Here is a 26,830-nt window from a genome sequence, read left to right as displayed (position 1 = left end):
TTCCTCATTTAGCAGGGGATATTCCAATATGCACATCTATGCCTTCCACATTCCAGTCTTTTACCAGAGTGCCTGTAGCATCCACATCAAAGCCAATTACCTGAACCTGTGATCTGACCTCTTTTGCGATGTAGTTTTCCCTGTCCAGCACTAGGTCGACAATTCTTTCGTCATCTATACGGATATGTGCAAGGATGTTCTCATCCACTTCCAGGTCGAGTTCCTTTCGCATGTCCTGTATCCTGCGGATCACTTCACGGGCAAAACCTTCGGATTCAATGTCTCTGGTGAGGTTTGCATCTACATAGATTCTCCCTCCGCTGAAATCTGCTACAGCAACCATTGAAGGTACTCTATCCTCAAATTTGACCATCTCCGGGGTTAAGGTTGCAGATTCACCGTCAAGGGAAATCTCCATCTCTCCATTTGCCAGTCCTTTTTTCAATTCATTTGCATCTGCTTTCTGGATATATTGGATGACTTTGCCTGCATCCTGTTTGAAGACCGGTCCTATGGCACTGTGATTTGGAGATGCCTCTACTCCAAGTTCATCCCAGCTGTGCTCAACTTCCACAAGATCTATATCCCTGGCATTTGTCTGGTCCATTAGGACAAAACGCAGATCCATTACAGCATCATAGACCTGTCTGTTCTCAGGCTCAATGACTATGCGGCTGACCGGCCAGCGTAGTTTTCTTTTTACTTTCTGGCGCGCATTGGATGCGGCTTCAACCATGGCACGCACAGCTGTCATTTTTTCTTCAAGATCGGTATCCTTGAGGGATTCATCCACTTTTGGCCAGTTACACATGTGAACAGTCAAAGCAGCATCTTGATCAACGTTTTTCACAACATTTTCATACATTTCTTCTGCCAGATGGGGCATGAAAGGGGCAATTACTTTGCAGAGGTTTACAAATACATCATAAAGAACCCTGTATACTGCCAGTTTGTCAGGATCATCCGCCTCATTCCAGGTACGTGGTCGAATGAGCTGGATGTACCACCGGGAAAGATCTTCCAATACAAACTCATTGATGGTCCTGATAGCACGATGCAGGAGGTACTGTTCCATTGACCTGTCCACTTCTTCTATCACGGATTGCATTCTGGATAATATCCAGCGGTCTTCTTTGCGCAGGTATGGTTCAACTGCTTCAAAAGAGACCTCCTGTGGATCAAATTTATCCAGGGCCATGTAGGGAAGAGGGAAACGATAGACATTCCAGAGAATATTTATTGTGCGGTGGATCGTTGCAAGTTCATCCTGGTTAAATTTCAGGTCGTCCCACGGGGCACTTGAAGAAAGCACATAGCAACGCAGGGAATCCGCACCATATTTCTCAATAACTTCATGTGGCTGTACCACATTACCCAGGCTCTTTGACATTTTCTTTCCTGTGCTATCCAGTGTAAACCCGTGCATCAGCACACTCTTGTAAGGAGCCTGTCCAAAGGCCACCATGCTGGCGCCGAGCTGGGAATAGAACCACCCTCTGGTCTGGTCATGTCCTTCTGTTATGAAATCTGCAGGCCACCATTCTTTGAACTGGTCTTCCCGGTGGGGATAGTTCAGTGTGGCCCAGGATGCCACTGCGGAGTCAAACCATACATCAAAAACATCCTCAATCCTCGACATACGGCCGCCGCAGTCACATGTTAATTTGATATCGTCCACATAGGGCCTGTGGAGCTCGGTGTTTGGATCTACATCGGCAATTTCCTGCAATTCTTTGCGGGTTCCCACGACCTTGAGGGATTCACATTCTTCACATCTCCATACAGGCAGGGGGATTCCCCAGTAGCGCTGTCTGGATATGCACCAGTCCCTGGCCCCTTCGATCCAGTCCCTGAATCTTGCAGAACCGGCCCAATCAGGATGCCAGTCAACCTTTTTAATTTCTGCAAGCATATCTTCCTTCAGGTCACCGATCTTGATAAACCACTGTTTGGTGGCAAGATAGATGATTGGTGTCTTGCATCTCCAGCAATGGCCATAACGGTGTGAGATGGTATCATCTGAAAGCAGGAGGCTTTTTGCATCAAGGTCTTCCATCACAACATTGTTTGCATCCCGGATGTTCATACCTTCATATTTGCCGGCTTCATTGGTGTAGTGGCCGTTTGAGCCAACAGGGCAAAAAGCAGGAATATCATTTGCTTTTCCTACATCAAAGTCGTCCACACCATGACCGGGTGCAATGTGGACACAACCTGTATTTTCAGCAGTTACAAAATCGGCAAGATAAACCCGATGATCAAATTTGGCCTGTTCTGGTATGTTTTCTGCAAGTGGATGCTTGTATTCCATTCCTGCAACATCTTCACCTGGCATTGTTTCAATGATTTCATAATCTGTGTATCGTCCCTTTTTAAGTACACTTTCCACAAGATCGGAGGCCATTATGAGTATTTCTTCCCTATCCTCTTTCAAGGCCCTGACTTTTGCATATTCAAAATCAGGATTTACAGCCACAGCCATATTTGCAGGGATGGTCCAGGGTGTGGTCGTCCATATGACAATATAAGTGTCATTTTCATCTTTTAATGCAAATTTGATGAAAATGGAAGGGTCAGTACGATCCTCATACTCAACTTCAGAATCTGCAATTGCTGTTTCACAGCGGGGGCACCAGTTCACTACCCTTTTACCCACTTCAAGCAGATCTTTTTCGTAAGCCTGTTTGAGGGTCCACCAGGCAGCTTCTATATATTCATCCTTGAGGGTCATGTAAGGGTCTTCCCAGTCCAGCCATGTGCCAAGGGTGCGGAACTGGTCTGTCATGGCGTCCTTTTGTTTCAGGGCAAATTCCTTGCATTTATCAACGAATTTTTCGACACCATAGCTTTCAATATCTTTTTTTGATTCAAAACCCAGAACGCCTTCAACTTTTACTTCTATGGGAAGGCCGTGCATGTCCCAACCGGCCCGGTCTACAATATCATGCCCATTCATGGATTTGTAACGAAGTATGGAGTCTTTGATAATTTTGTTCCAGGCGGTACCCAGATGTATATGTCCGGTAGTATATGGCGGGCCGTCCACAAAGAAAAATCGCTTTTCTCCACGGCGATGTTCTCTTACTTTCATGTAGGCCTGGTTATCCTCCCAGAAATTGTGGACTTTTTCCTCGATTTTTTGTGCATTATATTGATCGGTAACTTCCTTGATCATAATAAGTAATCTCCATGAAAAGCTGATATTCTGATTATCCTAATACTACAATGGGTTTAAATAATTTAGCTTTAAATATTTCACGAATCTTTTATACTGAATGCCAAAATGGTTGTTGCAATCCAATTTTTAAGAAACATAATATACATGTTTCAATGCAGGTTTGAATCTTCGTTTAATATTCTTAGCATTTCAATTATGGAATAGGCTGCACGAGTGACTCCCATACTGCGGCTATCGGTATCTGTACCCGCCACATAAAGATTCCTTACGGGTGTTCTTATCCCTGCAAAATGGCCATTTATGGTAACTGCAGCTTTTTCAGGAATGGTTATCTGGTCATGTTGCATTTCAATATGGTCCTGAATGTCTGGAACAGCTGTGTATATGGTCTCATGGGCTTTTTTTGTTTCTTTCTTTTCAGGAGAAGAGTCATCTATTGCAAAAGCAAAACCTACAAGTTGTTTCCCCGGCGGAGCAAGGGTTGGATCATAGTTACTTATTGGCATTGCCCAATAGGCATTATCCTTAAACCAGATTTCAGAACCCCTGTAGTTGAATTCTTTCCTTGTCTCATCAAGACCCAGCCATACAGTCAGGCTCTTACTATTAACAATTCCGTCCAACTCCTCGATATAATTGTGGGGTAAATCTTGCACTAATTCGGGTAAGTTTTTTACAAAACCGGTGTGTATGACTATGTCTGCAAGATATATTTCATCGCTTTCCACTCCTGTTACCTGACCGTTTTCAACAAGTATCTTTTTGGCCTTACTTTCCGTCTTTATATCAACAGAATCGGGTAAAGAATACAGTATTGCATTGAGCAGTGCTTTGAGACCTTTTCTTGGATATCCCTGCGAATAGTTTGCCTTGTTTGTTGCAAGTCTTCCAAGAGATGAAAACTGGCTTGATACACTGTTAAACCGAAGTTGTAATTGATTATGGTAATTTGCAGGGATGATGGATTGGAGAATAGATTCCACAGGCGGTCTGTCAGGCTTTGATACAATACTGGCAAATTGTGCCTGTGTAATACTGTCCCTGACAAAACTGCTCCCTGTTAATATTCTGTGTACCGAGGTTTCCTTCATTGACTTACCGGAGAGAAAATGAGAGATTGCATCAACAAAATTATATGAATCGGTGGATAGTGTCTTTGGCAGTGCATCATATACAGATTTTTTTGAAAGGTCGACACCGAAGGTAGAAAGTGTCAATTCTTTGGTGAGGGTCTGTGCGATAAGTAATCTGTCTTTGCGGGGCAGTGCATCGAATACAGCAAATTCCTTTAGGTTAGAAGGTACTTTTAGAAAATTGCGTTCAGTTCTGACAAAATAATTTCCGTAATCTTCGAAAATAGGAAGATAATCAAAGTAATTTTCCATCAATCTTTTCAAAGGACCTGCTTCCAGATGAGTTATAGCATGGGGTCCTGTATCGACCTGGAAACCATCAACATCGTAACTGTTACAGTTTCCCCCAACCTGGTAATTTTTTTCAAGTACCAGTACTTTCTTTCCGTGTTTTGAAAGTGTCAGTGCGGCAAGCAGGCCTGTTGCTCCTGCACCAATTACAATGGCATCATATTTATTCATAATATTCTCCTTTTAAAGACCTGAAAATTCAGATTATTCTGTAGGTTCATATGTGTAATCGATAATCAAGATTGTCAGATATATTTTTCACTAAATACGACAATGGGTTTAAATAATTTAGGCAAAGTGAACAAACCGGTTTAGGCATAAAGGTTTAAATCCTTATGGCAGCTTTTATTCTAATACAATCAGATTATCCGTCCGGGTGATACGTTGAAGGTAAAATCAAGGGTACAATTGAGGAAATCCGATAGGAAGAAACTTTTTGAAGGAATGGAAGAAAAGTTTGGCAAGATTAGCCGTCTTGAAGATAGTAAAATAGAAAGTGCCCGGGCAGATGACATGGAAGTCCTCATTGTAGAGGGTAAAATATTATTCTTCAAATATGAGGAAGATTGGCACCCTACAGTTAGGGGCGTGCTTGAATATGGTATAAATGAATACGTGGTAGTTGTGGACCAGGGTGCCGTTAAATTTGTTATTAATGGCGCGGATATAATGAGCCCAGGTATTGTTTCGGCAGATCCTGTTATCAAAGAAGGGGACATTGTCGTTATAAAAGAGGAAGCTCATAATAAACCACTGGCTATCGGAAAGGCCCTTGTGCCTGGACCACAGATGGTTGCGGATTCAGGCAAAGCAGTAGAATCCCTGCATTATGTGGGTGATGAGTTCTGGAATCTGGAACTTTAAGACAAAGATATCTTTAAAATATAATGAACGTTATAAGGACATTAGTTCTTTAATTCAAAATAAAAGGTGCGGACTATGGCATTCATGGACAAATTGTTCGGAAGTGGAACTAAAGCTACTTCTTCTGCAGAGGAGTACACGGAACTTGATCTTGGTAAATATGAAGAGGTAATGGATGAAGAACCTGCTGAAACTTACGTAAGGGTTGCTGAACTTACCAATCTTAACGAATTACCGTCCCTTAAAAAGGAAATATATGACGGTAATATCCTTATGATTGATATTTCCAATATAAAGGCTGATAAATTGATGTTGGACCGTGCTTTGAAAGATCTCAAGGAAGTTATAATCGATGTCCACGGTGATATCGCGGGGATTAAAGAAGATCAGGTATTGGTAACACCAACCGGCGTAAAAATAGACAGGTCCAAGGTAATTGGTGGGAGATATTGAACCCAGAAAGCGAAAGGAAAGAGGGATTTGATACCCAAACCACATGTCCCCTTTGCCATAATGAAATGATCATACACTGGCAGAGTGACGATATACCTTTTTTTGGTGAAGTTATGTATGTAACGAGTCGTTGCGGGTGTGGTTTTCGTTTTACAGACACTATGATCCTGGCTCAGAAAGAGCCGATACGTTGTGAATTGAAAATAGAAAAGGAAGAAGACCTTAACTGCAGGGTTATCCGGTCAATATCTGGAACTATAAGAATTCCTGAACTTGGTATTGTTGTCGAACCAGGTAATGTTTCTGATTCCTATGTGACAAATATTGAAGGATTGCTCTACAGAGTCAGGGATGTAGTGGAAACTGCAATAAAATGGTCGGAAGATGATCCGGAAAAAGAGGCTGCAGGGAAAAACATTCTGGAAAGGTTAAATGATGCACTTTCCAGCAAGGTTGATCTTACCGTCATAATGGAAGATCCACTGGGTAACAGTACTATTATATCTGAGAAGGCATCATGCAGCAATCTTACTCCGGAGGAGGCATCAGCACTTAAGACAGGGATGGTAATTCTGGATGCAGATTCTGCTGATCTTAAGGTTGACACTTCTGAAAATATCCAACCCCTTGGAAATGACTATAAATAATGGACCTGTTTATCTTCGCAGGATTTTTAAAAACAATTTCTGGTGACTTTATGGGCGAACAGGAAAAAGAAGCATCATTGCCATCAAAAGATAATTTCAGTGAATGGTATAATGAATTACTCCAAATTGCAAAGATAATGGATGTACGTTACCCTGTAAAGGGTATTTATGTTTGGCATCCCTTTGGTTTCACTATCAGAAAAAAAACATATTCTATTATGAGGCAACTTCTTGATAGGGACCATGAAGAAACAATGTTTCCTCTGCTTGTCCCTGAACCCGAGTTTATGAAAGAGGCACAGCACATAAAGGGATTTGAGGATGAGGTCTACTGGGTGACCCATGGGGGCACATCTCCCCTTGAAGTAAATCTTGCACTGCGGCCCACAAGTGAAACAGCCATATATCCTATGTATAAGCTCTGGGTGCGCTCTCATGCAGATCTTCCCTTGCGCCTGTATCAGATTGTCAACACATTCCGTTATGAGACAAAACACACGCGTCCTCTTATACGCCTCAGGGAGATAACTTCTTTCAAGGAAGCGCATACAGTTCATGCTACATGGGATGAAGCAGCCTGGCAGGTAGATGAGGCAATCAGGATCTATACTGAATTCTACCGCAGGCTTGCGATACCGATACTATCTTCCAGAAGACCTGAATGGGACAAGTTCCCGGGTGCGGATTATACTATTGCTGTTGATTCACTGATGCCTGACGGGAGGACGCTTCAGGTGGGTACTGCCCATCATTTGGGCGACAATTTTGCAAAGACTTTTGAAATAACCTATGAAGATTCTGAAGGGGAACAGGTATATGCTCACCAGGCCTGTTATGGTGTTTCCGAACGCTGTCTTGCAGCACTAATTTCCACTCATGGTGATGACAAGGGACTTGTACTTCCACCTGAGGTGGCCCCGGTGCAGGTTGTTATTATTCCTATCATATTCAAAAACCCCGAAGAAGTTCTTGCAGCCTGTAAAAAGGTCTCAGAAGAGCTCAAGGATGCCGGTATTAAGGTCAAGACTGATGATAGCGATAAGCGCCCGGGTGCCAAATATTACAAATGGGAGATGCAGGGAGTACCTATCAGGCTGGAAATTGGTCCCCGTGACCTGAAAAATAAGGCAGCAATGATGGCAAGAAGGGATACCGGTGAAAAAGAACAGATTCCACTTGAGGATATATCTGCAACCATAAAGGAGACCTTCGCAGATATACATAAAAACCTGTATTCACAGGCTGAGGCACAATTAAGGGAGCATATTTTCCTTTGTGAGGGTCTGGAAGGGATCAAAGATAAACTGGTTCATGGAATTGTTCAAACTTATTGGTGTGGAAGAGAAGATTGCGGTAAAGAGATGGAAGATGTCATTGGAGCCGGAATACTCGGAATACCGAATGAACAACCTGGTTGTAAGGGTAAAAAATGCCCTCTGTGTGGTGAAGAGGCAGTCAATTCCATTTATATTGCAAGAACCTATTGAATTTATAAAATAAAACAGTGGTAATTATGGATTCATTCCTACCTGGACATAAAGATGTACCTGAAAAGCCTCTTTTCGTATGCGTGCTTTCCAACACTGAAACTGCATATATAGAGGGTCTTTCAGCCGCAGGAAAGAGTGCCAAACTGACAGATTATACTCCTGCAGGAGATGCTGAAGTGCTGGAAACGGGGAATATCATAAGTGTTCCCGTTCTGCCTATGACTCCTCCTTTTAACACTCCTACGCCAGGGCTTACTACCCGGGCCGTTCTGGTTACTACGGGAGTTCCTCATGTGTTTGTGCGTGCGGGTATGAAACTCACTCCGAAAGTACCTATGATAGACCTTGAAGTTCCTGCAGGGGCGGATATACGTAATAAAATCGCAGTAGATGATCCGCACACCGTTTTCAAACGTGCAGAAGAAACAGGTAAGAACCTCAAAGGAAAGTCTGATTTCATAGTTATTGGGGAGAGTATTCCCGGTGGGACGACAACAGCTCAGGCGGTTCTTAACGCTCTGGGATATGATGGAAAAGTGAGTAGTAGTGCTTCAGTGAATCCTATAGGACTGAAAGCACAGGTTGTAAAGCAAGCTCTTGAGTCTTCAGATATCACTCACGGAAAACTCAGGCAGGATCCTCTTGAAGCTGTACGCTGTGTGGGGGATCCCATGATGCCTGCGGTTGCCGGACTTGTTTCCGGTATAGGTAATGGTACACGTGTAATTCTTGCAGGTGGAACACAGATGGCTGCCGTATTCAGTATCATAAAACATATGGGAATGGATACGAGTAATCTTTCCATTGTTACTACTAGCTATGTGGCAAATGATGAAACTGCAAATTTCCGTGATTTGGCAAAACAAATAGGAGTAGATATGTTTGCTGAAGATCTTGGATTTGGCAAATCTAAACTTGTAGGCCTCCAGCAGTATGAAAAGGGCTATGTGAAAGAAGGAGTCGGTGCAGGAGGGGCCTTTTATATGGGACGTTTGTTGGGCCACTCTCGTCAGGAAATGACAGCACAGGTGGAGAAGATTTGCATTGAACTGGCAGATCTGCTTGAAGATTATGATTAAATTCATTACATATTTGCCAGGTTATCCGCCTCTGCACCGGTAAATATATTATATATGAGGTGTATTGGGTGGATGCTTACACGTTTCATGCAACGTGTTTTGCGGGGCTGTGGCCTAGCCAGGAATGGCGACGGGCTCCAGCGGATAAATGATGAACAACGGGTCTACTGAGGCTTGCCCGACGGGGTTTGCCAGTGAGGAACCGTTGGAGCACTGATATGTGTTCATAAGAACAGTCAAAGCTGCTAAGCGCAGTTGTTCGGAGAGACCCGTCGATCGTGAGTTCGAATCTCACCAGCCCCACGTTTTTCTTTTCTTTTGTAACACAAACCTTTAAATCATATTGCCGTCGTATTAGCGGCGTGTTTCATCTACGGGAAAAATCCCGTTGGAGTGTGGCCTTTATGGCTGAACCGTCAATGAATGAAACAAGGTGAAATAATGTCAAAATCATTTTACAGTTATGTAAGAGACGCATGGAAAAGGCCTGATGATTCTTATGTAAAGGATCTCAGATGGGAAAGACTCCAGGAATGGAGACGTGAAGGCTCAGTAACCCGTGTAAAAAGGCCTACCCGTGTAGACCGTGCACGTTCCCTTGGGTATAAGGCAAAACAGGGAATCACAGTCGTACGTGTAAAGGTACATCGTGGAAGCAGGCGTAATTCACGTTATATGCGTGGAAGAAGGACCCAGCACATGGGTAAAAATAAGATCACTGGAGAAAAGAGTCTCCAGAGAATTGCCGAGGAAAGGGCTTCACGCCGCCATCCTAACATGGAAGTACTCAACTCTTACTGGGTAGGAGAAGACGGAAAGAACAAATGGTTCGAAGCAATTCTTGTGGATCCATTCCATCCTGCCATTGTTAAAGACAAGGACCTCAACTGGGTGTGTGACAGTTCCAGCCGCGGACGTACCTTCCGTGGAAAAACAAGCGCAGGAAGAAAGAGTCGAGGTATGCGCAGTAAAGGAACCGGTACGGAGAAAACCAGGCCGAGTGTCCGGTCCAACAATAACCAGGGCAAGTGATTCACTATATAACATTGCGCGTAACTGCGCATGCAACCGAAGACAGGGACAGAGTAATCTCTGCCCTGAAATTTCTTTTACCGGATGTTATCCGTAACTCCCCGGATATCGATAATCAGATAAATTATCTGGTTGTGGATGGACATTACGGTAACCCGATGGCTTTGTATAGTCTGGATCTTAAGCGCAAGGCTGAAACTTCCGCTTTTATGGACCGCTTGGTTTCGGAATTATCTAAATCCCAAAGAGATGAACTTGTTCGCCAACTTGATGAGCGTCTTGATGATCAGCTGATGTTGCATCTACGATTTAGCAAGCAGAAAGCATATTCTGGAAAACTTGTTGCAGAATCATCTTCTGATGCGATTGCTGTCAAAATAAAAATCGCCACTTATCCTAAAGACAGGAATAAGGCCCTTGAAATGCTGGAGGATTTTTTTGAGCAGATCTGATTATTATGACTTGAATGTCCATGTGCTTCCGGATGGTTCAAGTTCTGTAAACCAGATGCTTTCAGTTGCAAACCATCTTGGATATTCAGGAATTGGTATAACGAATCATATTGATAAGGAACCACCATCTGATGGTTCGCATGAAGGTATAGAACTGGTTCAGGGTGTGGAAATAGAAGTCCGTAATTCTTCAAAACTTCATGGTTTTGTTGGGAAGTTTCGTAAGAAAGTAGATGTTCTTGTGGTTCATGGGGGCAGTGAATCCATAAATCGCAGTGCAGTAGAAAATCCCAATGTAGATGTCCTGACTAATCTTCCCACCGGCAGAGACAATGGTTTTAATCATGTCCTTGCAAAATCAGCCCACGATAATGAAGTGGCAATCGCATTCAACCTTGATGCTATAATCAACCAGAGGGGTGGAAGGCGGGTACATGCTCTGGGACATTTCAGGAAAAATTTACAGCTTGCAAGAAAATACAATGTTCCCACAATACTTACGAGCAATGCAATGTCCTGCTATGACATGCGGGCTCCCCGGGAAATGATTGCGCTTGCCGGGTTGTTCGGTATGGAAGAGGATGAAGCAAATGCAGCTTTGAGTACTATTCCGGAAGGAATCATCAAACGCAACAGAAGAAATACCTCAACTCCGCAAGGTGTTCGCATTATTCAATACAATAGTCAGGAGCTTTGTCAATGAAAGTACTCCCTCCTACTCTTCGGGACCCGAAAAGGTATCTTGCACTGGAATTAATATGTGAGGTGCGGGTTTCACGGGAGGATTTGCTCAATGAGATATTTTCCAATTCCGCTGCATTAATTGGCGACTTTGGTTCAAGTCAGGCCGGTATCAGGCTGCTTGATTTTAATGATAATATGGGTATACTTCGCTGCAAGCGAGGTTCAGAAGACCTGACCCGGGCTATACTTGCTACAATTACAAAAGTAGGTGGTTATCCTGCAATTGTAAATGTGCTTGGAATTGCAGGTACTGTGCGATCGGCAACCGAAAAGTACATTGAAAAAAGGGATTCATATAGCGTCCCTGACGACAAACACATATAAATGGATAGAAACTATATTATACGTTGTTATCGATACCACGTGCATAAGAATTAATAGGAGATAGATACGAAATGCAGATGGCACCACAAATGGGTTATGATAGAGCGATCACGGTTTTTAGTCCTGATGGCAGATTATTTCAGGTAGAATACGCCCGTGAGGCAGTAAAGAGAGGAACCACAGCTGCTGGAATCAAAGCCCGTGACGGTGTAGTCCTCCTGGTGGACAAAAGAATTACCAGTCATTTGATTGAAGCTGAATCCATTGAAAAGATATTCCAGATTGATGAACATATCGGGGTAGCTACTTCAGGACTTGTAGCTGATGCACGTGCTCTTGTAGATCGTGCCAGAGTAGAAGCACAGGTTAATGTTGTCTCCTATGATGAGCCTATAAGCGTTGATGTGCTCTCAAAGAAGATTTGTGATCACAAGCAGACCTACACTCAGTACGGAGGCGTACGTCCTTATGGAACAGCTCTTTTAATAGCAGGTGTTGATGGCTCCACACCAAAACTCTTTGAAACAGATCCAAGCGGAGCACTACTTGAATATAAGGCAACAGCGATCGGTGCAGGTAGAAACGCCTTCATGGAAGTTTTCGAAGAAAAATACAAGGACGGAATGGATCTGGATGAAGCTATTATGCTTGGTATGGAAGCCCTTTACAATGCTTCAGACATGAAACTGGATGCATCCACTCTGGAAGTCGGTGTGGTGAAAGTGGAAGATAAGATGTTCTCCAAATATTCCAGTCAGCAGGTTGAATCCTATGTGGAGCGGATACTTGAAAACCACAAAGATGAAACCGAAGAAGCAGAAGATGAAGAAGCAGAACAGTAAATCCAGTAAAGGTGTGAAAAATTATGGTATCTCTTGATGAAGCTTTAATTGCCCGTCTTAAGAAAGGTAGTAACCATTTTGAAGTGTTGGTTGACCCGGATGGTGCTCTTGAGTACAGGCAAGGAAATGATGTAAAGCTGGAGACAATTCTTGCTGTTGAAGATATTTTCTCCGATGCAAAGAAAGGAGACCATGCAGCAGAATCCGATATCATTAACAGTTTTGGTACGGATGATGTTTATGAAGTTGCAGGCAACATCATAATGCATGGAGAATTACAGCTTACCCAGGAGCAGAGAAAACATTTCCTTGAAGAAAAGACAAAGCAGGTTGTAAGCATTATTGCTCATAATGCGCTTAATCCGCAAACGCGTGCACCTCATCCACCGGCCCGTATTAAAACTGCAATGGAAGAAGCAAAAGTACATATTGATCCTCTCAAAAGTGTTGATGAGCAGGTAAAAACTGTGATGAAAGCAATTCGTCCAATAATCCCTATCAGGTTTGAAGAGGTCGATGTTAAGGTACAGGTTCCTCCTTCATATGCAGCTAAATCTTACGGTGAAATAGCAAATTTCGGAACCCTTGTAAAAGATAAATGGGAAAATGATGGTTCCTGGACAGCTGTAGTCAGGATGCCCGCAGGATTGCAGAATGATTTTTATGGTCTTATTAACAGGCTCACAAAAGGCGATGCTGAGACTGAGCTCTTATAAGGAGATTTCAGGATGAAACGCAAAATCGTTTATCCCGGTCAGATGCTTTCCGAAAATGAAAAGCAAGCTGGAACAGGTACGTATGTGCATGAAGGCAAAGTATACTCACTGTTCTACGGGGTAGCCAATGATAAAAACCGTGTAACAGTTGTTCCTTTTTCAGGCAAGTACATACCGTCCCCCAGGGATTATGTGATCGGTTATGTAATAGAAGTTACTTCTTCAAACTGGATATTTGATATCGGCTCCCCTTATGACGGACTTCTTCATGTATCTGAATATCCCAAAAGGGTGGATAGTTCAATGATGCGAAAGGAAATAGACATCGGGGATTGTGCGATTTTGCGTATAAAAGATGTTAATACTTCCATGAAAGTGGAACTTTCAATGAAGGATCGAGGTCTTCGCCGTCTGGATGAAGGCAGGATTATAGATGTATCCACTACGAAGGTTCCACGTATCATCGGTCATAATGGATCCATGGTTTCAATGCTCAAAAAGGAATCCAATTGTGACATCTTCATAGGACAAAACGGAAGGATATGGTTAAAGGGTAAAGATGAGGATATGAACAGGCTGACACAGGCCATAGAGATTATCGAAAATAAATCCCACACATCAGGATTGACCAACCATATTAGTGCTTTCCTGCGTTATGAAGAATCCGATGAAATCGAGGAAAAGGAAAAACCTGTACCATTTACCAGTAGTAAGAAGGACTACACAGAAGACGCTTGCCGAAAAGTAGATGTGCTGCTTAGTGATGAAGATGAAAATTGAGCGGCCTTTTAATATTTAATATACTGAGCAGGATTTTGGAGAACTTGTAATGAGTGATAAACCGGAACGTTTTATTGATGATGAGGGTCTCCGCCTTGATGGAAGGCGTGTTGATGAGATCCGACCCATGAAAGTAGAGATGGGTGTGCTTTCAAGAGCTGATGGCTCATGTTACCTTGAATGGGGAAATAATAAGGTGCTTGCAGCAGTTTATGGCCCCCGTGAACTGCACCCGAGAAGGATGCAGAAACCCAATGAAGTACTTGTGCGCTACAAGTATAATATGGCCTCTTTTTCTGTGGAAGACAGGATAAGACCGGGCCCAAGCAGAAGAAGTACTGAGATATCCAAAGTCAGTGGAGAAGCTTTTGAACCTGTTGTGATGACACAATATTATCCCGGTGCTGTAATAGATGTATTCGCAGAAGTATTACAGGCCGATGCAGGGACCAGGACCGCTGCTATCAATGCAGCAACACTTGCTCTTGCAGATGCTGGCATACCCATGAAAGGGCTTGTTTCAGCCTGTGCAGTAGGGAAAGTTGATGGGCAGCTTGTTCTTGATCTCAACAAACCAGAAGATAATTATGGTCAGGCTGATCTTCCTGTCGCAATGACCCAGGATGGGGAAATAACTCTTCTCCAGATGGATGGCCACCTTACTCCTGAAGAACTTGAAGAAGGCTTGGAGATGGTTAAAAAAGGCTGCCAGCAAATTCTTGAAATTCAGCGTGAAGCCCTTGTTTCCAGATATGGGAATGAGGATGAAGAAGGCGAAGAAGCTGAAGAGGAAACTCCAGAAGAAGTCCCTGAATCAGAAGAAGAGGAAGAAGAAAGGGATGACTCATTCGACAATGAAGAATCTGAAGCAGAAAACGCGGATGAAAATGATGTAACCGAAGAGGATGAGGGTGAAGAAGATGAGCGGCAGTGAGGTTATTTCCAGACTGAAAAGGGATTATATTTACAACCTTATGCTCAAGGGTGAACGTGAAGACGGTCGCCAATTCGATGAGCTAAGGGATATTGCTCTTGAAACAGGTATTATCGATAAGGCAGAAGGTTCTGCAATGGTGCAGTACGGGGATACCCAGGTAATGGTGGGTGTCAAAATGCAGGTTGGTACTCCTTTCCCCGATAGTCCTGCAGAAGGAGTTATCATTACCAGTATGGAACTTAATCCAATTGCTTCACCTGACTTTGAAGCAGGTCCTCCAAGAGAGAAAGCTATTGAGATGGCCAGGATTGTAGATAGAGGCATAAGGGAATCTGGCGCAATAGATATAAACAAGCTCTGTATTACGGAAGGCGAAGAGGTATGGATGGTTTTCATTGATGTCCATGTTCTGAACAATTCCGGAAATATACTTGATGCCGCATCCCTGGGTGCAATCGCTGCCCTCATGACCACAATAGTACCTTCTGAAAGAGAAGGAAAAGGTGAAGATTACCCCATGCCAGTGCGTGAAATGCCTGTGGGTATATCACTGGTCAAGATTGGTGATGAAATGTTGTTAGATCCCACTTATGGTGAAGAATCAGTATGTGAAACAAGAATTACCATATCCTCTAATCAGGATGGTTCCATTTGTTCAATGCAAAAAAGTGGTTCAGGTAGTTTGACACCGGCACAAGTTGTTAAGGCAAGTAAGATCGCGAAGGAAAAAGGCGAGATTATACGAGAAAAGTATTTATTGGAAATATGAGTAACAGGGTTTTTAGATCATACCCTCCAAGGAGACAATTATCATGGCAAAAAAGTATTCAAAAAAGGGAAGGGTTTCCCGTTCAGCAGGAAGGTACGGTACAAGATACGGTCGTAAGGATCGTAAACTTGTTGGAGATATCGAAGAACGGACACATATGCCACATACCTGTGTAAAATGTGACAGGCCTACTGTAAAAAGGGTCGGTACAGGTATATGGGAATGCAGGAAATGTGGCCATACATTTGCCGGTGGTACATATACCCCATCCACCTCTGTGGGCAAAACGATATCCAGAACCGTTAAAAAGGCAGTTGAACAGGTTGAGTAATATATATGGATTATAAATGTACCCGGTGTAAGAGAGCAGTTGAAATTGACTACCAGTACACCGGAATACGCTGTCCTTATTGTGGGAATCGTATTCTTGTAAAAGGAAGACCTACCACTATAAAGACATTGAAAGCAGAGTGAGAGGATGTTAATTTCCTCATCACGCTCTCCTTCACCTCCAACCCGTACCCTTTGTAAGTATCTTGCATCTTTTTTTCACTGCGAGTATGTCACACGGGGTAAAAGTGGTTTGGAGGACATACTGTATGGTATGGATACTGAAACCCTGCTTATTGTAGGACAATATCATGGCAATCCTGCCAGTCTGACATTTTTTGATAGTGAAGGCCAACAACAATTATCCATATGGATGAATGTTGCATTCCATGACAAACCCAAAAAATCTTCTTCAAAGGGCAGTATGCCAGCCATTAAAGGCAATGGTAAACTGGCAGGATTACTCGCTGATTTATTACCTGAAAGTGATAATAACTCCACGTGTTCTATTCAGGTAGATGATGATTTAATGAGTTTTTATTGTAATGGCAATAATCTATTCAATCTAAAGGTAAAAGGGTTCAAGACAACGGATGATTAAGTATGGATTCATCTTCTGAAACAATCATTGAAACTCCGGATGCCCGTAAATTGTACCTGTCTGTAAAACCAGAACTGGATAGATTGGTTACCGATCGTTCATCAATAGAAATAGATGTCAAGGACTATCAGTTGGTAATGAGGGTTAAATCAGATGACCTAATATCGATGAGGTCCACATTGAATACCTGGTATCGGCTTATCAAAGTAGCATCTGAAATGGTCACTCTGACATCCTCATACTAATTTTTGTCTTTTTTCATATATACTTTGAATATCCATATTCGGTGAAAAACTTTAAATTCAATCTTGTTCAAGTTTAATCTGGAGGTAGTTTATGGCTCTTAAAACATGTAAAAAAAACAGTGAGAGACCTCTTTGTTTATGGGTTCGTGCCTGCAAAAAATTCAATAAAATAGCAAAGCAGCAGGATTATTACGAGGGAAATCGCCTATCAAATGAAGAAGACGAAGTTTAATTTAGATTGGGCCCATGCATTAAAGGTAATGAAATTCGAATTTCATTCATATTTATCTCTGGCCTTTGTTTGGGCTTTTCTTATAATTTCCCTGACCGGAATTCCGGTATTTTTTGAGACCTCTTTACAATCATCATATTCTGCTGAGATGTGTAATATGCCACTGTCTGGTGTGTAGGCTATCTTGATTGCAATCTGGTAGGGAGTATCGTTAATTTCCAGTTCCACTGTTCCCATCTTGCGGTCTGCTATATACCGGTGTTTTGTGGGGATAGTCCGGATACCCAGACTTCCGGTTTCTTCCATGATTATCCTGGCAAGTTCCTCACCATGATGTGAGTGAGTTACAACCTTGATGATATGTCCTGCTCTTCCCTTTTTCATTGTCGCAGGTATTATAGATACATCTTTAGCACCATTTTCCAGTAAACGATCAAAAAGATTTCCCAGTACTTCCCCGGTTACATCGTCTACATTTGTTTCAAGTACTTCCACTTCATCCCTGGATAAGGATTTTTCTGTTTCTATCATAAAAGCACGCAGCACATTAGGCCAATCAGTGTCGATATCTCCTGCCCCGTATCCTGTATCCCTAACCTTTCCGGCAGGAATGGACAGGGTGGTTTTTGCAAAATGGGCCAGTAAAGCAGCACCTGTGGGTGTCAGGAGTTCCGTATTTCCTTTGCCATAAAATTCCAGTTCCGACGTTTTTAATATTTCAAGGGTTGCAGGGGCAGGTATCGGCATAATTCCATGAGATGTGTTTACCGTCCCTGTCCCTGTATTTATTGGCAGGCAAAGTACTTCTCTGACACCCAGCTCATTCATTGCAATGCATGAGCCGATGATATCTGCAAGAGCATCGGCTTGTCCAACTTCATGGAAATGTAATTCTTCAATTGGCTTTCCATGAACTTTTGATTCAGCATCTGCAAGGATACCAAAAACACTGTTAGCATCGTTTTCTATATCTGAATCAAGGCCGCATCCCTTTATGAAATTCTCGATTTCCCGGTAACTTCTAGCAGTTTCAAAGCCGGGTATATTGAATTTTACATCAACAGATTCAATTCCCAGTTTGACTTTTTTTTCAAAAAGCATTGAGATATCAAGTATTGATTCGAGAGTCTCTTTTATTTTGTTTCCATCGGCTCCGAGTGAAATCAATGAACCTATAATCATATCTCCGGCAGCACCGGAGAATGGATCGAACAGTAGAATTTTCATTATGATCGCCCTTGTTGATTCTCAATAACTACTGAATTAGTCTGTTCTCTTGCAGCAGCAACCGTATTTGCGATCCTGCCTGCGAATGATCCGGCAACAAAACCTGCATCGATGTTAACAACAGACAGAACCGAGCATGACTGTAACATCGAATACAGGGCAGCTTCGCCCTTTTCTCCTATTCCATATCCGGTGGATACAGGCAGACCTATTACAGGTACATCAAAAAGGCTCGATACCACGGTTGGTAATGTACCCTCCCGGCCGGCGGCAACTACTACAGCATCCGGTCTGTCAGATTCCAGGTTCTTTACTTCGTTGAGCAACCTGTGAAGACCGGCAACTCCCACATCATATATCTTCACAGTCTCACATCCCATCTCCGCTGCCGTCATACGTGCTTCTTCTGCAACATCGATATCAGCAGTACCGGCTGAAATTATAGCCACAACACCTCCGGTCTTTACGATGTTTGTCCCGTCATGCACAGCTGCAGTCCTGTGGTGGATTCCCCAATCTATCCGCTCACTACCAAATTCATTTTCCAGACACGAGGATTGATCTTCATTAAGGCGGGTAATAAGGACACGACCAGTTGCCCCAATCTGGGCTTTTGAAATTTCCAGAATATCTTCCGGTGTTTTTCCTTCTGCAAGTACTGCTTCCATGATGCCTGTCCTGTGTTTCCTGAAGGTATCGATGTTGGCGACATCACATACCGGAACATAACCCAGGGACCGGATACGAGCTTGGGTATCATCAATCCCGATTTCACCGTTTTTGTATTTTTGAAGAAGATTTTTGAGATTCATTGCTGACCTCTCTATACTGTAATGAATTATATATTACAATATAATTCATATATTTGGCTATCTATTATAGTTGTAATTATCCTTTATAGGGATAACAGGAGAATTAATCATGAAAAACCCAGCGGGAGACAAACCACAAATCGATGAGAGTGCCTGGATTGCTGACAGCGCCGTTGTAATGGGAAATGTGAGGATAGAAGCAGATGTCCTTGTAGCGCCAAATGCTGTAATACGGGCAGATGAACCGGGTGCATCTATTGTTATCGGAAAAGGATGTAATATTCAGGACAATGTGGTTCTTCATGGAGTTGAAGGATCGAAAGTAGTTATCGATGAAGGTACCTCACTGGCTCATGGGTGCATTGTGCATGGACCGTGCCAGCTGGGTAAAAGATGTTTCATAGGTTTTGGTGCGGTAGTATTTGACAGTGTCCTTGAAGATGATGTGGTGATACTCCATAATGCTACGGTACAGGGTGTCCGTCTACCGGTATCCAAAAGTGTGCCTGTAGGCCACACTGTGCTGAGCGAGAAAGATGTCACAGAATTGCCATTGGTCGATCAGGGCCTAATGGATTTTAAACAAAAAGTTTCCAGTGTGAATCTGGATCTTGTTGAAGGTTATCGTAAGATGGATCGTGCCTGAGCAAAAAACATGGAAGGTTTTATCCCCTTCCATTAAATTAGAATCTACTTTTGGACTTTAAGAATTGATTTTTTCAAGGACTTCATTGACCTGTTCCTGTTTGAGATCCAGATCCTTGTTTTTCTTGATGCCAAGTTCGGTTATGATTACATGTTCATTTACATCGATCCCGGCATTTTCCAGGGTTTTCTTCGCACAGTTTAGTGGGCATCCATCAATAGCCACGACCTCATCAGCTCCTTCTGCTGATTTCATAAGGCCTGCAATACGGCCACCGATGCCCACTGTACACATCATGTTTCCCTTGCCATTTTTGGTCATTTCGATTGCTGCCTGATTTGCCAGTTGTCCTACATTGGAGGCTCCCGAACAGGGGAATATTCCTACTACTGAGGAACAACAACAGTTATTATCGGTCATATTTTCCCTCTGGTTATTGTATCCATTCCTTTACATCATCGACTGAAGGAATCTTGCCTGCAATCTTTACATCACCATCTACAACAACTGCTGGTGTTACCATTACACCATAATCCATAATACTGTTAATATCTTCAACTTTTGTGATCTCGGCTTCAATCCCTGCTTCATTTACTGCCTTTTCGACAACTTCAAAGGTCTTCTTGCACTTTGCACATCCGGTTCCAAGAATTTCTATTTTCATTTGATTTTCTCCTTTCATTTTCCCTATAGTTAGTTTTCTTTTTTGTTTACGCCTGCATTTACAAGTATTGATATAAGTTCATCACAGTGGGGCATCCTTTCTCTTATTTTGTCCACTACGCTATCCATATCGTATTCCAGCCTGTATATTTCGAATTCCATTGAATCTGTATCCAAAACTGCACAGGATGCGCGGGGAATGCCATCCCGTGGCTGTCCTGCTGATCCGGGATTTACAATGGTGATATTTCCAACATTCCTTGTCATTGGAATATGTGAATGGCCGACCACCAGCAGATCCGCTTCCACTCCTTCCAGCATTTCCTGTACTTCTGCATCAGATGTCTGCGGTTTTATATATTCATAAAAGGATCTGGGACTTCCATGTGTAAATAATACACTGCCTCCTCTGTATTCTTTTTTAATTTTCGCAGGAAGGTTCTTCAGGAAATCCAGCTGTCTATCATCCAGCTGGTCTTTTGTGTAATCCCTGGTGGCAATTGAAAGATGCTTGATTTCATAACTGCAGCCACAATCAATTCCTGTTGCAACTGCATTATCATGGTTTCCCTTTATAACGGGAATATTGTTTTCCATCATGAAATCTATTACCTCTCTGGGTGATGGACCATAATCAACCAGATCACCCAGACAGATAACCTCGTCATGAGGAATTTCCATTGCAGTTTCCAGAGCTTTCATATTCCCATGTATATCCGAAATCACAAGTATTTTCATATTTTACCTCTTCATACAAAATAAAGGCCGAATATAAGACCGGCGATTGATGCCACTGTTACTACCAAAGCTATGTAAATGGAAGCTTTTTTCACTCCCATTATCCTGCTGATTACGATCATATTCGGAAGACTCAGTGCAGGGCCTGCAAGCAACATCGCCAGGGCCGGACCTCTTCCCATTCCAAGTTCTGTAAGGGCGCTGATTATAGGCACTTCTGTCAGGGTGGAGAAATACATCAGTGCTGCGGCAACCGATGCTATGAAACTTGCACCGAATGATGCTCCTCCAACCACTGCAGCCACATATTCTGCCGGGAGCAGTTCCACCATAATACCTGCAAAGAAAACACCAAACAAAAGGAGAGGTGTAATTTGTTTAACCAGGAACCATGTCTCTGCCATCCAGTCTTTCAATTCATCTTTACTGAACCAGTTGAATGATAGCAATACTGTTATAATAACAAGCACAGTTTCCACGGCTAGCAGCGGAATCCATTCTGTAAGTATCTCCGGAACAACGAGGATTGCCAGAAGGAGAAGGAAAAGATATGCACTATGAGCATGCCTTTTTCCACCAAAATTTTTTATTCCTTCCTTTTTTTCCCTGTGGCGCTCGAATACGGCCGCCATTGTAAGTCCAATAGCGATTGACAGAAGGATTGCAATTACAGCTCTTGCCACTCCCAGGTCATATCCCAGGATTTTTGCTGTGTAGACAATTGCCAGGATGTTTATTGCTGGTGCCGAGAACAGGAAGGTAGTTGCAGGACCGATCCCTGCACCCCTGCGATAGATTCCTGCAAAAAGCGGAAGTACAGTACAGCTGCATACTGCAAGCAGGCAGCCTGAAACTGCAGCAACGGGGTATGAAATGTATTTTGGGGTCTCATTGCCGAAGAATCTCAGTACAGATTCTTTGGAAAAGAGGGATGCTATAGCTCCGGCCAGGAAAAAGGCCGGCACCAGACATAGCAGTACATGTAGTGCCAGGTATTCCTGTACGGATTCCAGTCCTACGATAGCAAGGTGATAAATTAATGATTGGTCAGGCATTGTGCAACCTCTATTTCAATATTAATTGAAATGAAGGTATATAAACCTGTCTATTTCAATTTATGTTGAAACACTTTAGATGCCTGTGTAATAGAGTCCTCTGGAATATACCTTTGAGTCAGGAATGTTTTTTTTGCCTTTTCCATCCAGAATCTTCTTAAACTCAGAAACGACAATTGCTACTTTCCGATGACTTTCCTGTGGGAATTCTAAACGAAGAACATCTATACCGGTATTCTTCATGTCATCTATATTATTCAACATATTGATGACATGGGAATCATAGATCACAGTTCTGTTTCTCCATCTTTTAACGGGGTACCTGTCTGTCTTTTTGTGCTGGAGGAAAGCATTACTATCTTCATCATAGAAGCCTTTATCCACAATAGGTTTGAGCAGGTCATGTTCGGTAACAAGTAATTGCTGCCTGCCGTATGCTATAGCCTCAAATTGGATAGTATAATCTGACGCCTTCACAACATCCTTCATTTCTTCAAGGCTAAGTTCCGGGGAAAGTATTACACGGGATGCACCATTTGCCTGTAACACATTTGTAGTTAGGGAATTAAAAATAGTGAAATTTTTCAGTCCAACACATTTAATTTCCATCTGGTGTGCCAAACGAAGTATTCCAGGCTCACCACAGCCGATAGTATATCCTCTTGTTTTTATTTTTCCAAGGATATCTGCCCATTCTCCGAGCTCATCCTCATGAATAATAGCAGGCAATGTGAGTACTATTTCAATATTATTCCTTTTAATTTTTTGACCGAGGTCTTTGTCATTCTCGACTTTGTCGAATAGATCCGCTGGGATATATATGATGTCTGCTCCGCTGTCAGCAGCTGCTTTTGCTCCCTCTATATCTGCTACTTCTACAGATAGGAGTAATTTATCTGGAATTTTGTCTTCGGGTTTGTGTATGGATGCTGGTAATTCTGGGCTTTTGGGCTGGCGGTGGTAGATTTCCAGTTGCTTCTCCTGTAGTTTTTCCACCACGTTGCGACGGGCCCGGGTGAGTTCCCCGAGGGGGATAAAGATATCTTCCTGGCCTTTCAACTCAATTTCATCTGCTATATATGGAGTATCTCCCAGTCTTTTTATTATGTCAGTAATCTGTTCTACAGAAGTAGGGGCTTTTTTTGGCTCCTGTACAAGATAATCGGATACATGAAGCACCTCTATATCTCCTGCAGAAGCAGTGATTTCCAGTTGCCTGTCGATATTTGCACGTATCTGGAAATTCACGGGTACCTTTTTAACATCCCTTTTACCCATTTCTTCCAGAAGGGATACGTCTGTATTCAGGTATACATCATCCCCGGTCTTTACAGATTTTACGGTTTTAGGACTGATATGTATGTAGGGAATACTCCCTTTTTCTGCTACCTCAACTTCCCCGCCGTCAACTGTGAGTTTTTCAACCTTTGATCCAAGCATCCTTTGTCTTGTATGGATACTTATTCCATCATTGACTTCAAGTGTCTGGTTCAATTTGACCTTAATGGATGCAGCATTTTTACTTCGTTTTACCCGGCGTGTCTTACCCAGAAATGCCCCATAACTGGAACTGTATTCGGGGTGGGTCACATTCCTGTCACTCAGTACAAACCCACGGGTAAAGCCCCTGTAAAATATTTTTGCCAGATCGTTTTCTTTTTCCTTCAACCAGTTGGAATCGGGTTTTTTATCCTGGCAGATTATCTCTGCAGTCTCTTTGTATATTTCTGAACTGGCGGTCACATACTCAGCTCTTTTCATACGTCCTTCGATCTTGAGACTTTTGATACCTGTGTTGATGAGTTCTTCCAAACCCGGCAGGGTGCAGAGTTCGGCACAACTTATGGGAGATACACCGCCGATGTGGTGGTTCATGTCCTTGCCGTTGATAAACAGGTCGAATTTCCATCTGCAAGGCTGGGCACAAGCTCCGCGGTTTGCGCTCCTGTTGGCAGCAAAGCTGCTAAAGAGACATTGTCCGGAGTAAGAATAACAAAGAGCGCCATGGGCAAAGATTTCGATATCCATGTCGGTGCTGTCAATGATGTGTTTCAATTCTGCAGTGTCAAGTTCCCTTGCTACGATTATTCTTGAGAGGCCAAGTGTTTCCAGAAATTTGACAGTTTCAGTGTTATTGGTATTGAGCTGGGTGCTCCCATGTATGGACAGGTCAGGATAGTTCTTTTTGACCAGGTCTATAAATCCGAAATCCCTCATGATAACTGCGTCAATTCCTGCTGCATAGGCGCAGTCTATGATATCGATTGCATCCTGTAGTTCCGTTTCTTTTACCGGCACATTGAATGCCAGATATACTGAGATTCCATGCAAATGGGCAAGATCTATTGCATTTTCCATCTCTTCGGGTGTAAAATTGGATGCACCCTGACGAGCATTAAATTCACCAACCCCCAGATATATAGCATCAGCTCCTCCCTTGATAGCGCCCAGCAGTGCATCATAATTCCCTGCAGGCGATAGTATTTCAGGAGAATTAGTTTTTTCAGGATATTTGGCCATAGTTTTTCAATTTCCGTTGCAGTTCGTCTTTTTATGCAACAGAACAGTACAAGTTATATGAATGCTTCGAGCGATTTACTTACCTTTTTGAACCATCCATCCAACAACAGGAGGCAGCCAGCAGAGATTTGCTACAATTGTTTCAAAGGCAGTGAAAGTCTGTGTTGTAGGGCTGAATCCGAGAATTCGGGCTGAAAGCAATCCCAACGGCACCAGCAGGATTACAGCAATACTGGTAAGCATCACCGGATGGTGCAGGTATCGCTCTATTCCTGCAGACCATGTACCTTCGATTCGTTTGAGATACACAAGTCCGGAAATATTGGCACCAATTTGATCACTAAGAGCATAAAAGTAAGGAATATAGAATCCCTGTATTCCATATACATCCACTCCTGCCATTCGGCTTGCAGCATCTATTATCCATGGGATTGTGATACCAAAAAATTTACCCCATCCGTATGCCTGAGCCATTGATCCAGCTGCACCTTCCAGATGTTGCCTGATGGAATACAAACCTTCGAGTATTGATTCTCCCTCGCCTGCAAGAGTTCTTACAATCCACTGGCCATAGGGATTGGTCTGGTAGCCCTGAATATCAAGAAATATACCGGCAATCAAACCTAAAATATAACCCGGAAAAGTATAGCGAAGTAATTCATCAAAGCCTTCACCTTCAAGTTCTTCCTCTTTCTTTTCCATACTTTCTCTTCTCCTACCGATCTCCGATTTAATACATCGTAGGCATTTATATTAAATAGTTGTAATGCAATACAGAAGGGCTGTTATTCCTCTAATAAATGTTACAATTATCTGAAGGCAATACGGTGATCCGGTCAATACTTGATAATGATATGTACAAGCTGACCATGCAAATGGCAGTACTTGAGCTTTTTCCTGAAGCACAGGCAGAATATCGCTTCATAAACCGTGGAGACCAACGTTTCAACCCCCGGTTCAAGGAAGAACTTGAATATATAGTCCGGGAAGAAATTCCCAAATTACGCCTTCTTGATGAAGAAAGGCATTGGCTGGGAAAGAATTGTCCTTTTTTCAAGCATACCTATCTTGACCATCTACAGAATTACCGCTTTAATCCCGATGAGGTTGAAATATCCCTGACGGATGACAATAATCTTGATATATGTATCAGAGGGCCGTGGCATAGTACAATTCTCTGGGAAATCGTGCTTATGGCTACAGTTTCTGAACTTTATTTTGAGACAATTGAAAATAACTGGGCCGATGGATATCTTTCAAAAGGTGACCTTCTGGACAAATATGGAGATATGATTAAAGAAGTATCTGACAAACTTGATAATTCCGGATGTGTACTCAGTGAATTTGGAACTCGCCGTCGTCGCAGTTTTGAACTTCATGATAGGGTCGTGGAAACCTTAAATCGAGCCACAAGTTTTGCGGGTACCAGTAATGTATATCTCGCAATGAAATATGGAACCCGGCCGATAGGTACTATAGGCCATGAATGGATTATGGGTAATTCTGCCCTTGTGGGTTTGCGCAATGCCAATAAATTTGCCTTTGAAAACTGGGTTAAAGTTTATGATGGCAGGCTCGGGATTGCCCTTGCAGATACTTATGGATGTGACGCCTTCTTCAACAACTTTGATGGTCGCCTGGCACGTCTTTATGATGGTATCAGGCATGATAGTGGTGATCCTTATATTTTCATTGACAAGGCAATTCAACATTACAAATCTCTTGGAATTGATCCTTCGCAGAAAATGGCAGTATTCAGTAATTCCCTTGAAGCCGAAGATGCAATCAGGATACAGGAATATTGTAAGGGTAAAATCAAATGCAGTTTCGGTATAGGTACAAGCCTGACCAATAACTCAGGATTCTTCAAGGAAAATCCTCCCCTGAACATTGTGATCAAGTTGCATAAAATCAATGATATTCCTGTTGTCAAACTCAGTGATTCAGAGGAAAAAGTAACAGGAGACAGGGATGCTGTAAGGGTTGCCAATTATATATTCGGTACAAAAGGGCTCGATGAGGAATAAATA

31 protein-coding genes and 1 tRNA gene are annotated in these 26,830 nt (G+C 42.7%); 22 read left to right on the top strand and 10 right to left on the bottom strand.

What is annotated here, in order from left to right; translation table 11 throughout:
• Positions 1-4: 4 nt before the first annotated feature.
• Both ileS and BKM01_RS09570 read right to left on the bottom strand, forming a co-directional pair.
• Positions 5-3,175 (bottom strand): isoleucine--tRNA ligase, encoded by a 3,171-nt coding sequence (gene ileS / locus BKM01_RS09575; protein ID WP_072358166.1) that lies wholly within the window; start codon positions 3,173-3,175, stop codon positions 5-7.
• 152 nt (positions 3,176-3,327) lie between these two features.
• Positions 3,328-4,773 carry a phytoene desaturase family protein gene (locus BKM01_RS09570; RefSeq protein WP_072358163.1) on the bottom strand — a complete coding sequence of 482 codons (1,446 nt, stop codon included), beginning with the start codon at positions 4,771-4,773 and terminating at the stop codon, positions 3,328-3,330.
• Positions 4,774-4,986: 213 nt separating this feature from the next.
• On the opposite strand from BKM01_RS09570, the gene BKM01_RS09565 reads away from it, so the two are divergent.
• From BKM01_RS09565 to BKM01_RS10830, 20 genes are all read left to right on the top strand, one after another.
• Entirely contained in the window at positions 4,987-5,466 is a 480-nt protein-coding gene (locus BKM01_RS09565) for a DUF1947 domain-containing protein (RefSeq protein WP_072358159.1), read from the top strand.
• A 75-nt stretch (positions 5,467-5,541) separates the two neighbouring features.
• On the top strand, positions 5,542-5,919 hold the full coding sequence (locus BKM01_RS09560; protein ID WP_013037251.1) for a cell division protein SepF: 378 nt from the start codon (positions 5,542-5,544) through the stop codon (positions 5,917-5,919).
• Positions 5,916-6,566 carry a ZPR1 zinc finger domain-containing protein gene (locus BKM01_RS09555; protein ID WP_072358156.1) on the top strand — a complete coding sequence of 217 codons (651 nt, stop codon included), beginning with the start codon at positions 5,916-5,918 and terminating at the stop codon, positions 6,564-6,566. The genes BKM01_RS09560 and BKM01_RS09555 overlap by 4 nt, the downstream gene beginning before the upstream one ends.
• A gap of 50 nt (positions 6,567-6,616) precedes the next feature.
• The gene (proS, locus tag BKM01_RS09550; protein WP_072358332.1) at positions 6,617-8,053 is read left to right on the top strand and encodes a proline--tRNA ligase; all 1,437 of its coding nucleotides are present in this window, start codon (positions 6,617-6,619) and stop codon (positions 8,051-8,053) included.
• Between the two features lie 26 nt (positions 8,054-8,079).
• A complete protein-coding gene (gene cobT / locus BKM01_RS09545; RefSeq protein WP_072358153.1) occupies positions 8,080-9,135 on the top strand; it encodes a nicotinate mononucleotide-dependent phosphoribosyltransferase CobT in 1,056 nt (351 codons plus the stop codon).
• Between the two features lie 103 nt (positions 9,136-9,238).
• Positions 9,239-9,438, top strand: a tRNA-Trp gene (locus tag BKM01_RS10835).
• Positions 9,439-9,576: 138 nt separating this feature from the next.
• Positions 9,577-10,167 (top strand): 50S ribosomal protein L15e, encoded by a 591-nt coding sequence (locus BKM01_RS09540; RefSeq protein ID WP_072358150.1) that lies wholly within the window; start codon positions 9,577-9,579, stop codon positions 10,165-10,167.
• 14 nt (positions 10,168-10,181) lie between these two features.
• On the top strand, positions 10,182-10,619 hold the full coding sequence (locus tag BKM01_RS09535; protein WP_157769640.1) for an RNA-binding protein: 438 nt from the start codon (positions 10,182-10,184) through the stop codon (positions 10,617-10,619).
• Positions 10,606-11,322: a ribonuclease P protein component 3 gene (gene rnp3, locus BKM01_RS09530; protein ID WP_072358144.1), complete on the top strand. Its 717-nt coding sequence runs from the start codon at positions 10,606-10,608 to the stop codon at positions 11,320-11,322. Before BKM01_RS09535 ends, rnp3 begins: the two co-directional genes overlap by 14 nt.
• Positions 11,319-11,687 carry an Rpp14/Pop5 family protein gene (locus BKM01_RS09525; protein ID WP_072358142.1) on the top strand — a complete coding sequence of 123 codons (369 nt, stop codon included), beginning with the start codon at positions 11,319-11,321 and terminating at the stop codon, positions 11,685-11,687. Before rnp3 ends, BKM01_RS09525 begins: the two co-directional genes overlap by 4 nt.
• Positions 11,688-11,758: 71 nt before the next feature.
• Positions 11,759-12,529, top strand: a complete 771-nt coding sequence (gene psmA / locus BKM01_RS09520) for an archaeal proteasome endopeptidase complex subunit alpha (protein WP_072358139.1) — start codon at positions 11,759-11,761, stop codon at positions 12,527-12,529.
• A 23-nt stretch (positions 12,530-12,552) separates the two neighbouring features.
• Entirely contained in the window at positions 12,553-13,245 is a 693-nt protein-coding gene (locus BKM01_RS09515; protein ID WP_072358135.1) for a ribosome assembly factor SBDS, read from the top strand.
• Positions 13,246-13,257: 12 nt separating this feature from the next.
• Positions 13,258-14,025, top strand: a complete 768-nt coding sequence (gene rrp4, locus BKM01_RS09510) for an exosome complex RNA-binding protein Rrp4 (RefSeq protein ID WP_072358132.1) — start codon at positions 13,258-13,260, stop codon at positions 14,023-14,025.
• Between the two features lie 49 nt (positions 14,026-14,074).
• The gene (gene rrp41 / locus BKM01_RS09505) at positions 14,075-14,959 is read left to right on the top strand and encodes an exosome complex exonuclease Rrp41 (RefSeq protein WP_072358129.1); all 885 of its coding nucleotides are present in this window, start codon (positions 14,075-14,077) and stop codon (positions 14,957-14,959) included.
• Positions 14,937-15,731 carry an exosome complex protein Rrp42 gene (gene rrp42 / locus BKM01_RS09500; protein ID WP_072358127.1) on the top strand — a complete coding sequence of 265 codons (795 nt, stop codon included), beginning with the start codon at positions 14,937-14,939 and terminating at the stop codon, positions 15,729-15,731. Before rrp41 ends, rrp42 begins: the two co-directional genes overlap by 23 nt.
• Before the next feature lie 43 nt (positions 15,732-15,774).
• Positions 15,775-16,062 carry a 50S ribosomal protein L37ae gene (locus BKM01_RS09495; protein ID WP_013037264.1) on the top strand — a complete coding sequence of 96 codons (288 nt, stop codon included), beginning with the start codon at positions 15,775-15,777 and terminating at the stop codon, positions 16,060-16,062.
• A gap of 5 nt (positions 16,063-16,067) precedes the next feature.
• Complete coding sequence (locus BKM01_RS09490) at positions 16,068-16,205, top strand: DNA-directed RNA polymerase subunit P (protein ID WP_013037265.1); 138 nt, start codon at positions 16,068-16,070, stop codon at positions 16,203-16,205.
• Between the two features lie 4 nt (positions 16,206-16,209).
• The gene (locus BKM01_RS09485) at positions 16,210-16,662 is read left to right on the top strand and encodes an rRNA maturation protein (RefSeq protein ID WP_072358126.1); all 453 of its coding nucleotides are present in this window, start codon (positions 16,210-16,212) and stop codon (positions 16,660-16,662) included.
• Positions 16,663-16,664: 2 nt separating this feature from the next.
• A complete protein-coding gene (locus tag BKM01_RS09480; protein WP_072358123.1) occupies positions 16,665-16,907 on the top strand; it encodes a KEOPS complex subunit Pcc1 in 243 nt (80 codons plus the stop codon).
• A gap of 91 nt (positions 16,908-16,998) precedes the next feature.
• A complete protein-coding gene (locus BKM01_RS10830) occupies positions 16,999-17,139 on the top strand; it encodes a hypothetical protein (protein WP_157769639.1) in 141 nt (46 codons plus the stop codon).
• Between the two features lie 42 nt (positions 17,140-17,181).
• Here BKM01_RS10830 and larC read toward each other — a convergent pair whose 3' ends face one another.
• The gene (gene larC / locus BKM01_RS09475) at positions 17,182-18,366 is read right to left on the bottom strand and encodes a nickel pincer cofactor biosynthesis protein LarC (RefSeq protein WP_072358120.1); all 1,185 of its coding nucleotides are present in this window, start codon (positions 18,364-18,366) and stop codon (positions 17,182-17,184) included.
• Entirely contained in the window at positions 18,366-19,178 is an 813-nt protein-coding gene (gene larB / locus BKM01_RS09470; protein ID WP_072358116.1) for a nickel pincer cofactor biosynthesis protein LarB, read from the bottom strand. The genes larC and larB overlap by 1 nt, the downstream gene beginning before the upstream one ends.
• A gap of 109 nt (positions 19,179-19,287) precedes the next feature.
• Between larB and BKM01_RS09465 the strand changes: the two genes are divergently transcribed.
• A complete protein-coding gene (locus BKM01_RS09465; protein WP_072358113.1) occupies positions 19,288-19,824 on the top strand; it encodes an LbetaH domain-containing protein in 537 nt (178 codons plus the stop codon).
• Positions 19,825-19,881: 57 nt separating this feature from the next.
• On the opposite strand, the gene BKM01_RS09460 is transcribed toward BKM01_RS09465, so the two are convergent.
• From BKM01_RS09460 to BKM01_RS09435, 6 genes are all read right to left on the bottom strand, one after another.
• Positions 19,882-20,244 (bottom strand): putative zinc-binding protein, encoded by a 363-nt coding sequence (locus BKM01_RS09460; protein WP_072358110.1) that lies wholly within the window; start codon positions 20,242-20,244, stop codon positions 19,882-19,884.
• Between the two features lie 13 nt (positions 20,245-20,257).
• On the bottom strand, positions 20,258-20,488 hold the full coding sequence (locus tag BKM01_RS09455) for a thioredoxin family protein (protein ID WP_072358330.1): 231 nt from the start codon (positions 20,486-20,488) through the stop codon (positions 20,258-20,260).
• Between the two features lie 29 nt (positions 20,489-20,517).
• Positions 20,518-21,225, bottom strand: coding sequence for a metallophosphoesterase family protein (locus tag BKM01_RS09450; RefSeq protein WP_072358108.1), 708 nt, complete (start codon positions 21,223-21,225; stop codon positions 20,518-20,520).
• A gap of 11 nt (positions 21,226-21,236) precedes the next feature.
• Positions 21,237-22,280 (bottom strand): permease, encoded by a 1,044-nt coding sequence (locus BKM01_RS09445; protein ID WP_072358105.1) that lies wholly within the window; start codon positions 22,278-22,280, stop codon positions 21,237-21,239.
• 75 nt (positions 22,281-22,355) lie between these two features.
• Entirely contained in the window at positions 22,356-24,800 is a 2,445-nt protein-coding gene (locus tag BKM01_RS09440) for a DUF3656 domain-containing U32 family peptidase (protein ID WP_072358103.1), read from the bottom strand.
• Between the two features lie 75 nt (positions 24,801-24,875).
• Positions 24,876-25,502, bottom strand: a complete 627-nt coding sequence (locus tag BKM01_RS09435; protein WP_072358100.1) for a hypothetical protein — start codon at positions 25,500-25,502, stop codon at positions 24,876-24,878.
• 98 nt (positions 25,503-25,600) lie between these two features.
• On the opposite strand from BKM01_RS09435, the gene pncB reads away from it, so the two are divergent.
• Positions 25,601-26,827, top strand: coding sequence for a nicotinate phosphoribosyltransferase (gene pncB / locus BKM01_RS09430; RefSeq protein ID WP_072358096.1), 1,227 nt, complete (start codon positions 25,601-25,603; stop codon positions 26,825-26,827).
• Positions 26,828-26,830 lie beyond the last annotated feature (3 nt).

Source organism: Methanohalophilus portucalensis, assembly GCF_002761295.1.
Classification (GTDB): Archaea; Halobacteriota; Methanosarcinia; order Methanosarcinales; family Methanosarcinaceae; genus Methanohalophilus; species Methanohalophilus portucalensis.
Note: the sequence above shows the minus strand (reverse complement) of the source record. Positions and strands in the feature narration are given on the sequence as shown.

Coding starts and splice junctions, on each gene's coding strand:
- ileS (WP_072358166.1), bottom strand. CDS start 3,175: ATGATCAAGGAAGTTACCGATCAATATAATGCACAAAAAATCGAGGAA.
- BKM01_RS09570 (WP_072358163.1), bottom strand. CDS start 4,773: ATGAATAAATATGATGCCATTGTAATTGGTGCAGGAGCAACAGGCCTG.
- BKM01_RS09560 (WP_013037251.1), top strand. CDS start 5,542: ATGGCATTCATGGACAAATTGTTCGGAAGTGGAACTAAAGCTACTTCT.
- proS (WP_072358332.1), top strand. CDS start 6,617: ATGGGCGAACAGGAAAAAGAAGCATCATTGCCATCAAAAGATAATTTC.
- cobT (WP_072358153.1), top strand. CDS start 8,080: ATGGATTCATTCCTACCTGGACATAAAGATGTACCTGAAAAGCCTCTT.
- BKM01_RS09540 (WP_072358150.1), top strand. CDS start 9,577: ATGTCAAAATCATTTTACAGTTATGTAAGAGACGCATGGAAAAGGCCT.
- BKM01_RS09525 (WP_072358142.1), top strand. CDS start 11,319: ATGAAAGTACTCCCTCCTACTCTTCGGGACCCGAAAAGGTATCTTGCA.
- psmA (WP_072358139.1), top strand. CDS start 11,759: ATGCAGATGGCACCACAAATGGGTTATGATAGAGCGATCACGGTTTTT.
- BKM01_RS09515 (WP_072358135.1), top strand. CDS start 12,553: ATGGTATCTCTTGATGAAGCTTTAATTGCCCGTCTTAAGAAAGGTAGT.
- rrp4 (WP_072358132.1), top strand. CDS start 13,258: ATGAAACGCAAAATCGTTTATCCCGGTCAGATGCTTTCCGAAAATGAA.
- rrp41 (WP_072358129.1), top strand. CDS start 14,075: ATGAGTGATAAACCGGAACGTTTTATTGATGATGAGGGTCTCCGCCTT.
- BKM01_RS09495 (WP_013037264.1), top strand. CDS start 15,775: ATGGCAAAAAAGTATTCAAAAAAGGGAAGGGTTTCCCGTTCAGCAGGA.
- BKM01_RS09490 (WP_013037265.1), top strand. CDS start 16,068: ATGGATTATAAATGTACCCGGTGTAAGAGAGCAGTTGAAATTGACTAC.
- BKM01_RS09485 (WP_072358126.1), top strand. CDS start 16,210: ATGTTAATTTCCTCATCACGCTCTCCTTCACCTCCAACCCGTACCCTT.
- BKM01_RS09480 (WP_072358123.1), top strand. CDS start 16,665: ATGGATTCATCTTCTGAAACAATCATTGAAACTCCGGATGCCCGTAAA.
- BKM01_RS10830 (WP_157769639.1), top strand. CDS start 16,999: ATGGCTCTTAAAACATGTAAAAAAAACAGTGAGAGACCTCTTTGTTTA.
- larC (WP_072358120.1), bottom strand. CDS start 18,366: ATGAAAATTCTACTGTTCGATCCATTCTCCGGTGCTGCCGGAGATATG.
- larB (WP_072358116.1), bottom strand. CDS start 19,178: ATGAATCTCAAAAATCTTCTTCAAAAATACAAAAACGGTGAAATCGGG.
- BKM01_RS09465 (WP_072358113.1), top strand. CDS start 19,288: ATGAAAAACCCAGCGGGAGACAAACCACAAATCGATGAGAGTGCCTGG.
- BKM01_RS09460 (WP_072358110.1), bottom strand. CDS start 20,244: ATGACCGATAATAACTGTTGTTGTTCCTCAGTAGTAGGAATATTCCCC.
- BKM01_RS09455 (WP_072358330.1), bottom strand. CDS start 20,488: ATGAAAATAGAAATTCTTGGAACCGGATGTGCAAAGTGCAAGAAGACC.
- BKM01_RS09450 (WP_072358108.1), bottom strand. CDS start 21,225: ATGAAAATACTTGTGATTTCGGATATACATGGGAATATGAAAGCTCTG.
- BKM01_RS09445 (WP_072358105.1), bottom strand. CDS start 22,280: ATGCCTGACCAATCATTAATTTATCACCTTGCTATCGTAGGACTGGAA.
- BKM01_RS09440 (WP_072358103.1), bottom strand. CDS start 24,800: ATGGCCAAATATCCTGAAAAAACTAATTCTCCTGAAATACTATCGCCT.
- BKM01_RS09435 (WP_072358100.1), bottom strand. CDS start 25,502: ATGGAAAAGAAAGAGGAAGAACTTGAAGGTGAAGGCTTTGATGAATTA.
- pncB (WP_072358096.1), top strand. CDS start 25,601: ATGTTACAATTATCTGAAGGCAATACGGTGATCCGGTCAATACTTGAT.